Source organism: Streptomyces sp. NPDC055506 (assembly GCF_053643595.1).
This window is the reverse complement of sequence record NZ_JBSHKH010000110.1, coordinates 18,791-28,159: the sequence shown is the minus strand read 5'-3', so window position 1 is coordinate 28,159 and position 9,369 is coordinate 18,791. Positions and strand designations below refer to the sequence as shown.

Below are 9,369 nucleotides of genomic sequence, written 5' to 3'. Positions count from 1 at the left end.
TTTTTTTTAAACGCCCCGGGGCGCGGGGGGCCCCCGGGGGGCCCCCCCCTCTCCGGCTGTCTCAGACCGGTAGCACTACTCGGTCTTGACCTTGATGGAGCCGTCGATGATGCCCTTCTTGGCCTTGTCCACGGCGTCCTTGAGCCCCGCGACCTTGCCGAACTCCGGGTTCGCCTCGGAGACTCCGACGCCGTTGACCTTCAGGTCGAAGGTCTGGGTGCCGGACAGCGGCTTGCCGTCGTGGACCGACTTGGACAGCGCGTAGACCGCGCCGCCGACGTCCTTGAGGGCGGAGGTGAGGATGTACTGCTTGTACGCGGCGAGGGGAGCCTGCTTGTACTGGTCGGAGTCGACGCCGATCGCCCAGACCTTCGCCTTGGCGGCGGCCTCTATGACGCCCTGGCCCGAGAGACCGGCCGCCTGGTAGACGACGTCGGCCTTCTTCTCGATCTGGCCCTCGGCGGCGGCCTTGCCCTTGTCGGGGCTGGCGAAGCCGCCCTCCTCGGCCGTCTGGGTCAGATACTGCGAGACGACCTTCACCTTGGGATTGGTGTCCTGCACGCCCTGCTTGTAGCCGGCCTCGAACTTGTGGATCAGCGGGATGTCCACACCGCCGACGAAACCGACGGTGTTCGACTTGGTGACCTTGGCGGCGGCGACACCGGCGAGGTAGGAGGCCTGCTCCTCGGCGAAGACGAGGGAGGCGACGTTCTTGCCCTCGACCACGGAGTCGACGATGCCGAAGGTGGTCTTCGGGTACTTGGCGGCCACGGCCTTCATCGCCGGGCCGTAGGCGAAGCCGACGCCGATGACCGGGTTGTAGCCCTGCTTGGCGAGCGAGGCCAGCCGCTGTTCCTTGTCGGCGTCGGTCTCGCCCTCGGTGGGCTCGATGTCGGCCGTCTTGTAGCCGTACTCGTCCTTGGCCTTGGTCAGGCCGGCGTAGGCGGCGTCGTTGAAGGACTGGTCGCCCTTGCCGCCGATGTCGTAGGCGATGGCGAGACCCTTGTCTTCCTTCGTGTCACTGCCACCGCTCTCACTGCTGGTGCTGCCACAGGCCGTGGCGACGAGACCGAGCGACGCGACCCCCACCGCGACACGGGTCAGTTTGGAAATCCGACGCATCTGAAGTTCCCCATTCTCCAAAGCCCCGCAGTGGGTGCTCAGTGCGGCGCACATTAACGCGCGTAGACACCCTTGGGAACGGTTCACAGTGGGGCCGTTATCCATTCGTGCCGATGGCCGGTTACGTCCTTGTGAACCACGGGAGCGAACGGGGTCGAAAAGGTGCGGTCGGGGACACGGCGCATGTCTGTTCGGCACGCGCCGTGCGTTCGCCCCCGTCGGGAGTTCCTTCGGAGATCCGGGGCTGCCCTAACGGAGGCCGTTGACCAGGGCCGCTGCCGTGAAGAGTTCCACGCCGACCGTGATCGCGGACTCGTCCACGTCGAAGTCGCCCTGGTGGAGGTCGCGTACGTGGCGCTCGCCGGGGACGCGTACGCCCAGTCGGGCCATGGCGCCGGGGACGTGCTCCAGGTACCAGGAGAAGTCCTCGCCGCCGAGGCTCTGCTCGGTGCCCACGACGGATTCGACCCCGCGCCGGGCGATCATGGCGTCGCGCAGGAGCTCGGTCACGCCCGGCTCGTTGACGACGGGCGGCACTCCGCGTACGTAGTTGATCTCCGACTTGGCGCGGTGCAGATTGGCGATCTCGTCGATCGCCGCGACCACGACGTCGGGGGCCTGCCGCCATGCCTCGATGTCGAGGCAGCGCACGGTGCCGGAGAGTTCGGCGTGCTGCGGGATCACGTTCGGTGCGTGCCCCGACTCGACGCGGCCCCAGGTGATCGCGAGCCCACTGCGGCTGTCGAAGCGGCGGCCGACCAGGGCGGGTACGTCGGTGACGACGCGGGCGGCGGCGGTGACCAGGTCGGTCGTGAGGTGGGGGCGTGCGGTGTGGCCGCCCGGGCCGTCGAGGGAGATCTCCAGCCGGTCGCAGGCGGAGGTGATGGGACCCTCGCGGAGTCCGACGTACCCCGCGTCGACCCGGGGGTCGCAGTGCACGGCGATGATCGCGCCGACGCCCTCCAGGGCCCCGCACTTGATGACGTCGGCGGCGCCGCCGGGCAGGACCTCCTCGGCGGGCTGGAAGATCAGCCGGACGGGGCGGGGCAGCAGGCCCTGCTTGTGCAGTTCGGCGAGGACCAGGCCGGCGCCGAGGACGACGGTGGTGTGCACGTCGTGGCCGCAGGCGTGGGCGCGGTCGGGCACGGTGGAGCGGTACGGGCAGTCGGCCTTGGTGTCCGGGATGGGCAGGCCGTCGATGTCGGCCCGCAGGGCGAGCATGCTGGGACCGCCGTCCCACTGCTCGCCCTCGACGCCGATGTCACAGACGAGCCCGGTGCCGACGGCGAGTACGCGCGGTTTGAGGCCGGCCCGCTCGAGCCGCTCCTTGATCGCGGCGGTCGTGCGGAACTCCTGGTTGCCGAGCTCCGGGTGCATGTGCATGTCGCGCCGGAACGCGATGAGCTCTGCGCGCAGGGCGTCGGGCAGTGCGCCGGGAAGTACGGCTTCGCCGGGAAGATCGACCTCGGACTCCAGTGACATCAATTGCTTCACCCTTTGAAGGGTAGGGCGCCAGGGCGGTCAGCTGACCCTCGATCAACAAATTTTCAACCCGTTAGGGGAAGAAAATATGACCGCCGGACGTATAGCTATCAAGTGAGATGGGTAAACTCGCCTGCCCTTTCGGGTCGAGCCGGTCACCATACTCCGGGGAGTGTGATATCGGCCACACCTCAGTCGCGACTGCGGTACCCATCCATCCTCTCCACGGATACCACGCCCCGCGCGGGGAACACTGTCTTGTTCATCTCACTGACGCACGGCCCCGATAGTGTGCGGCCCGTGCGCGCCGACAGCCCCGAGTTCCTCACAGCCACCCAGGCCTCGTACGACGCCATCGCGGAGGCCTACGCCGCCGGGTTCCCCGACAGCCTGGCCGGGAGACCGCTGGAGCGGGCGCTGCTCACGGCCTTCGTGGACCTGGTCCGGGCGCCCGGAGGGCCTGTGCGGCCCCCGGTCGCGGACATCGGCAGCGGCCCCGGGTACGTCGCGGCGCGGCTGCACGGCCTCGGGCTGCCGGTGTTCGGCGTCGACGTCTCGCCCCGCATGGTGGCCCTGGCCCGCCGGGCGCATCCGGGGCTGCGGTTCCACGTCGGTTCGATGACGGCCCTGGACCTGCCGGACGAGACGCTGGGCGGGATCGTCGCGCTCTACTCGATCATCCATGTGCCGGACGATCATCTGCCGTCGGTCTTCGCCGAGTTCCACCGTGTGCTGCTGCCGGGGGCGCCGGTCCTGCTCGGCTTCCAGTCCGGCGACGAGGACGGGCATCTGCGTCTCACCGAGCGCTTCGGCAGCCCGATCTCCCTCGACTACTACTGGCGCACCCCGGAGTCGGTAGCGACCACCCTCACGAAGGCAGGCCTGCACCTCCACGCCCGCGTGTTCCGTGAGCCGGAGGGCGAGGAGAAACACCCCCGGGCATTCCTGCTGGCGTACAAGCCGGGTGCGGGGGCCCTGCCGGGGGCGTGAGCGGGGCCCTGGCGGGGGCGGCCGGGGCCCGGGCCTGAGGGCAGCTGACTCTGCCTCGGGGGCGTGTCGGTCTGGCTTGGCCGGGGCTTGGATCCGCAATCCGCCTGGGGTGGGTGCGAGCCGGTCGCCGTCCGGGCCGCATCTGGTTCAGCCTGGGCGGGCGCGTTTGCTGGGGTGGGGATCCGCTACCGGTCGGGGGGCGTCGGTCGGCCCGTTGCTGGGCCTCGGCCGGGGCGTGGGGCCGTGCCGGTCGCGTGCGGCCACGGTCGGAGCATCAGTGCGCCCCGGCTGGGCACGGCACGTGGAGCGGCTGCGGTGTCGGTTCGGCCTCGTCGGGGCTGGGTCTCCCCGACGGGGCCGGTGGCGGGAACGGTGACGAGCCGGCCGCCGGTCGCGGCGGGGTTGCCCGGTCGACGCGCGAGCCGCCGTAGTGCCCGAGTCCGTCGTCGCCTCGCCCGCCTGATCCGGCCGGGCTGGTCGGCAGCAACGGCCGCGAGGGCCCCGCACCGCGTCAGCCGGCGGCCATCGCGCCTGCCACGTCCGCCGGACCCGGTCTGCCCGACGAGCCGGGCGGACCCGGTCTGCCCGACGCGCCGGCACACGCTCGCCCTGCCCGTGGGTGCCGGGATACTGCCCGGCCCGTCTGGTCGGCAGCCAAGGGCGTGACGGCGGCTGCCTGACTCACCGGGCCCCGGCTTCCCCGGTCCCCCGAGGGCCCCGCGCGGCGTCAGCCGGCGGCCATCGCGCCTGTCGCGTCCGCCGGGCCCGGTCTGCCCGGTGAGCGGGGCGGCCCCGACGGGCCGGAGACGCTCGCCCTGCTCGTCGGGGCCGGGATGCTGCTGGGCCGGGCCGGGCCGGTCATGGTCGCCGAACTCGTCGGGCCCGTGGCACTTCCCGACGGGTCCGTCGGGGCCGTGGTGCTCGCCGGGCCGGTCATGGTCGTCGGGTCCGGGATGGGTCCCGATGCGGTCGGGTGTTCGGTGGCTTCGGGCGGGCCCCCCTTGGACAGCCGGTGGACGTCGCGGGCCGTGCCCGTCACGCCCGAGAGGAAGCCCTGGGCCCGGGGGGAGGCGTTCTCGGTCAGCCAGGTGGGGTCGATGTCGCAGACCGCCACGCGGACCTCGGTGCCGGAGAGGGCCAGCGGGAGGGTGTGGACGACCGTGGACGGGAAGCTGAGGATCGTGCGGCCGATGGGGCCGCGGCGGGCGATCAGTTCGAGGGGGAGTTCGGGGCGGACGATCTCCAGGCCCGTCTCGACCGCGAGGCGACGGAGCTTCGTCGGGCTCTCGCGGCGGTGGGCGAAGTAGCGGGTGGCGCCGTGGGCGGCAGCCAGGGCGCGGACGGCTTCCAGGTAGCGGTCGTCGTCGACGACACCCGTCTCGACCAGGGACGTGCCCACCATGTCGGCACCCTTGGTGATGCGGGGCGGGCCGAAGCGGGCCCGGGTCCAGGCGAAGTCGTTGGCGCTGATCGTGACGCCCTCGGGGGTCTCCTCCATCGGCATGGAGGAGAAGATCTCCACCCGGCGCCTGTCCCCGGGCGTGAGGCGGCGGCGGGCCGAGGAGGACACCGGCGCGAAGATCAGGTCGCGGGGGCCGGGGCGGCCGCCCTTGCGGTGCCAGCGCACCAGCCTCTCGCCCCGGGCCAGCTGCCCGACGAACTCCATCGTCGCCGTGCCGTCGTCGACGACGACCAGGTCACGGGCGCGGGTGATGGTCAGCAGGAGCTGGACGTAGCGGGAGAAGGGGTCACCCAGGACGATCCGGCGGGCCTTGCGGAGTACGCCCGTCAGGCCGCCGATGGTCTGGAAGGGCGCCAGCGGGCCGCCGCGGGCCTCCTCCCAGCGGACCTCGTGCCCCTCGTCACGGGCCAGGTCGGACATCCGTCGCAACTGGCCGCGCGTCATCGGGTCGACGGGCGACAGCACCACGAGGGTGAGCCCCACGCCGGGCGCATGCGCGTGCGCCCACTCCAGCACGTTCAGCAGCTGTACCGGACTCTCGACGAACGCGAGAGTGTGGGGGCCGGCGTTCCCGGCGCGGGGGCTCATCGACGTACGACCGTCCCGTCGTAAGGGGGGTTGTGGGGGGTGTGGGCTCAGACGCCGACCGGCTCGCCCGCCGCGTCGGCGATCTCCGCCTCGGCGACCACACCGCTGACGCGGCGCAGCTTCTTCATCGGGCCGAGCTCGGACTCGTAGACCTTCTTCACGCCGTCACCGAGGGAGGCCTCGATGGTGCGGATGTCGCGGACGAGGCGCGTCAGGCCCTGCGGCTCCACGGAGGCGGCCTGGTCCGAGCCCCACATGGCGCGGTCGAGGGTGATGTGACGCTCGACGAAGGTGGCGCCCAGGGCGACCGCGGCGAGGGTGGTCTGCAGGCCGGTCTCGTGGCCGGAGTAGCCGATCGGGACGTTCGGGTACTCGCCCTGCAGGGTGTTGATGACCCGGAGGTTGAGCTCCTCGGCCTTCGCCGGGTAGGTCGAGGTGGCGTGGCACAGGAGGATGTTCTCGCTGCCCAGGACCTCGACGGCGTGGCGGATCTGCTTCGGGGTGGACATGCCCGTGGAGAGGATGACCGTACGGCCGGTGGCGCGCAGGGCGCGCAGCAGCTCGTCGTCGGTCAGGGACGCGGAGGCGACCTTGTGGGCGGGGACGTCGAACTTCTCCAGGAAGGCGACGGCCTCGGTGTCCCACGGGGAGGCGAACCAGTCGATGCCGCGCTTCTTGCAGTAGGCGTCGATCTGGCTGTACTCGTCCTCGCCGAACTCGACGCGGTGGCGGTAGTCGATGTAGGTCATCCGGCCCCAGGGGGTGTCACGCTCGATGTCCCACTGGTCGCGCGGGGTGCAGATCTCCGGCGTGCGCTTCTGGAACTTGACCGCGTCGCAGCCGGCCTCGGCGGCGGCGTCGATCAGCTTGAACGCGTTCTCGATGTCGCCGTTGTGGTTGATGCCGATCTCGCCGGTGACGTAGACGGGGCGGCCGGGGCCGGCCTCGCGGGTACCGAACTTGCGGATGCGGGAGTTGGTGCTCATGGCGCAGATGTCCTTACTTGGTGAGGGAATCGAGAGAGGGGCCGAGGATCCAGCTGGCGATCTCTCGGATCGCGCCGTCGCCACCGGGGACGGTGGTGACCGCGCGTGCGGCGCCGCGCACGACGTCGTGGGCGCTCGCGACCGCCACGGGCCAGCCCGCGAGGGCGAAGCACGGGAGGTCATTGACGTCGTTGCCGACGTAGAGCACGCGCTCCGGCGCGATGCCCTGCTCCTCGCACCACTGCTTCAGCGCGAGGTCCTTGCGGTCGATGCCGTGCAGCACCGGGAGCTTGAGCTTCCGGGCCCGGGCGGCGACCACAGGGTTCTGTTCCGTGGACAGGATCAGCATCTTCAGGCCGCTCCTGCGGAGGGCCGCGATGCCGAGTCCGTCCCCGCGGTGCACGGAGACGAACTCCCGTCCGTCGGAGTCGACGAGCACCCGGTCGTCGGTCTGGGTGCCGTCGAAGTCGAGGACGACCGCGTCGATGTCGTCGGCGGTCGGGAGCGCGCCGGGCCGGTCCGCGTCGAAGAGCGGGGCCAGGGCCCGGGCGCGGGCGAGGTCGTGCGGGTCGTCGATCTCCAGCACGCGCGCGGGGTCGGTGCGCACCAGTTCGGTGCGGCCGAAGAAGCGGTGCTGGTGCTTGCGGAAGCCGACCGCTTCCATGCCGTAGGCGGCGCCGGTCTCCAGCAGGTCCTGGGGGCGGTCCTGGCGGCGGGGGCGGAAGGACTTGTCGTGGTTGACGCCGTAGCCGCCGCCTGTGGCCGCGTCGGCCTCCGCGACGGTGCCGGCCGCGACCTCGTCCTCGGCGTCGCGCCAGACGAAGCCGTGGAACGGTGCCACGGTGAGCGCCGTGTCCGCGCCGTTCTCGACGATGGCCTCGACGACGCCGTCGATGTCCTCCCGGGTGATGAACGGGCTGGTGCACTGCACCAGGAGCACCACGTCCACGACCGCGCCGTGCAGGGCCTCGTGCGCGTCCACGGCGTGCAGGACGGCGGCCTCGGAGGTGGCGGTGTCGCCGGCGATGGCGGCGGGCCGCAGCACGACCTCGGCGCCCGCCTCGCGGGCGGCTGCCGCGATGGCCTGGTCGTCGGTGGAGACCACGACGTCCGTCACGAGCCGGGCGGCGCGGCACTCGCGCACCGCACGGGCCACCAGCGGAACGCCGCCGACGGGGAGGAGGTTCTTCGCGGGCACGCCCTTGGAGCCGCCGCGCGCGGGGATCACCGCGAGCACACGGCGCACCGAGGCGCCTTGGCCCGCTTCCGGTTGGGACATGGGGACTACTCCTTGGGCAGGGGACTCGGGGCGGCTCACAGCTCGCCCATCCGCCGGATGACGGGCGCCACGCGCTGCACGCCGTGCCGGTAGGCGCCGCGCGCCGCCCGGCGCACGATCTGCCGGACCGGTCCGGGCTCCTTGTCGGCGGCGGGCGCGCCGGGCAGCGGGGTGCCGTCCGGGCCGAGGTGGTGGCGGGCGAGGATCCCGGGCAGATAGCCGGGCGCGGTGACGGGTGTGTAGTACGGGGCCAGCGGGGGCATGCCGCCGGGCCGGCCGAGCAGCTTGGCGATGCGTTCGCGGGCCGCGTCGAAGGCGGATTCGTAGGAGCCGTCGGCGGCGACGCCCTGCCGGGCGACCCACTCCTCGTCGGGCGTGGGGCGGTGCCCGGCGTCGAGCTGGTCCCAGGAGGCGAGGCAGCCGGAGCCGACGAAGTGGTGGTTGCCGAGCGACTCGCGGATGCCGAGGTCGGTCAGGACGACGGTCGGGACCCGGCGGTGCAGCGACTCCAGGGCGGCCGTGGAGCTGACCGTCACCAGGAGGTCGGTGCGGTCGAGGACCTCGCCCATGTTCCCGTAGACCAGCCGGAAGTTGTCCGGCGGGTCGAGGCGCTGCACCAGCTTCTGGTATGGCAGCTCCTCGATGTGGGTGGTGTGCTCGCCCGGCTTGGAGCGCAGCTTCAGCAGCACCTCGCGCTCGGGGTGCCTGCGGGCGTGCTGGACCAGCCGGTTCAGCAGGTACGTACGGTCCTTGCGGCTGTCCGGGACGGAGGGCTGGGCGGCGAAGACGACCGTGTAGGGGTCGTGCTCGCCGGTGTAGGGGGCGCCGCCGAGGAACGGCAGGGCCACCTCGGTCACCGAAGAGGCGTCGGCGCCCACTCCGTCGTAGACGGCGCGGAAGCGGTCCGCGTCCTGTCGGGAGTTGGCGAGGACGAGGTCCGCGCCGTGCCGCAGCAGCAGGCCGTCGGCGAGCTTCTCGTAGACGACGCCGACGTAGCCGGTGACGACGACGGGCCGCTCCGTGCGGTCCTGCCAGACGCGCGCCAGGCCGTGCAGCATCGCCTGCACACCGCCGCCGACGAGGGCGAGAACGAGGAGGTCGTACGACTCCTCCTCCATGGCGCGCAGGAACTCGACGGCGGTGACCTCCCGCAGCGAGTCGGCGCGCACGCCCACTTCCTCCAGCTGGCGCGGGGTGGGCGTGGCCCGGCCGCGCAGCAGGAAGCCGTCGAGGACAGGGCGGACTTGCGCGCCCTCGCGCGGTCCGGCTTCCATGGACGGGCCCGGGGCGATGCGGTCCGCGGTCAGCGCACCCCATTTCCATCGGGTGTCTGAGTCCGCGAGGACGGCGATTCGCGGGCGCTTCGGTGTACTTGCTGGCACGTCGATGACGCTAGGAAGCGAATCCGAGGTATGGCGGAACCACGACTCAACGAAAAGTTAACAACACCCCACCGAGAG

At 71.8% G+C, this 9,369-nt stretch carries 6 protein-coding genes and 1 pseudogene; 1 reads left to right on the top strand and 6 read right to left on the bottom strand.

Annotation, left to right across the window (positions count from 1 at the left end):
- Nucleotides 1–75: 75 nt before the first annotated feature.
- Nucleotides 76–1,122: a BMP family lipoprotein gene (locus ACWIF2_RS31125; protein WP_454364195.1), complete on the bottom strand. Its 1,047-nt coding sequence runs from the start codon at nt 1,120–1,122 to the stop codon at nt 76–78.
- A gap of 249 nt (nt 1,123–1,371) precedes the next feature.
- Nucleotides 1,372–2,604, bottom strand: coding sequence for a M20 family metallopeptidase (locus ACWIF2_RS31120; protein WP_454364197.1), 1,233 nt, complete (start codon nt 2,602–2,604; stop codon nt 1,372–1,374).
- A 300-nt stretch (nt 2,605–2,904) separates the two neighbouring features.
- Between ACWIF2_RS31120 and ACWIF2_RS31115 the strand changes: the two genes are divergently transcribed.
- Nucleotides 2,905–3,594: a class I SAM-dependent DNA methyltransferase gene (locus ACWIF2_RS31115; protein WP_454364194.1), complete on the top strand. Its 690-nt coding sequence runs from the start codon at nt 2,905–2,907 to the stop codon at nt 3,592–3,594.
- A gap of 1,003 nt (nt 3,595–4,597) precedes the next feature.
- Here ACWIF2_RS31115 and ACWIF2_RS31110 read toward each other — a convergent pair.
- The 4 genes and pseudogenes from ACWIF2_RS31110 to ACWIF2_RS31095 form a co-directional block, all read right to left on the bottom strand.
- Nucleotides 4,598–5,644: pseudogene (locus ACWIF2_RS31110) on the bottom strand (hypothetical protein); the annotation flags it as partial.
- Nucleotides 5,645–5,691: 47 nt separating this feature from the next.
- Complete coding sequence (locus ACWIF2_RS31105) at nt 5,692–6,630, bottom strand: N-acetylneuraminate synthase family protein (protein ID WP_454364192.1); 939 nt, start codon at nt 6,628–6,630, stop codon at nt 5,692–5,694.
- Nucleotides 6,631–6,643: 13 nt separating this feature from the next.
- Nucleotides 6,644–7,909, bottom strand: a complete 1,266-nt coding sequence (locus ACWIF2_RS31100) for a cytidylyltransferase domain-containing protein (protein WP_454364191.1) — start codon at nt 7,907–7,909, stop codon at nt 6,644–6,646.
- 35 nt (nt 7,910–7,944) lie between these two features.
- On the bottom strand, nt 7,945–9,291 hold the full coding sequence (locus ACWIF2_RS31095) for a DUF6716 putative glycosyltransferase (RefSeq protein WP_454364189.1): 1,347 nt from the start codon (nt 9,289–9,291) through the stop codon (nt 7,945–7,947).
- Nucleotides 9,292–9,369: the final 78 nt, after the last annotated feature.

Excerpts from the sequence above, each read along its gene's own strand:
- ACWIF2_RS31125 (WP_454364195.1), bottom strand. The coding sequence starts at position 1,122 with ATGCGTCGGATTTCCAAACTGACCCGTGTCGCGGTGGGGGTCGCGTCG.
- ACWIF2_RS31120 (WP_454364197.1), bottom strand. The coding sequence starts at position 2,604 with ATGTCACTGGAGTCCGAGGTCGATCTTCCCGGCGAAGCCGTACTTCCC.
- ACWIF2_RS31105 (WP_454364192.1), bottom strand. The coding sequence starts at position 6,630 with ATGAGCACCAACTCCCGCATCCGCAAGTTCGGTACCCGCGAGGCCGGC.
- ACWIF2_RS31100 (WP_454364191.1), bottom strand. The coding sequence starts at position 7,909 with ATGTCCCAACCGGAAGCGGGCCAAGGCGCCTCGGTGCGCCGTGTGCTC.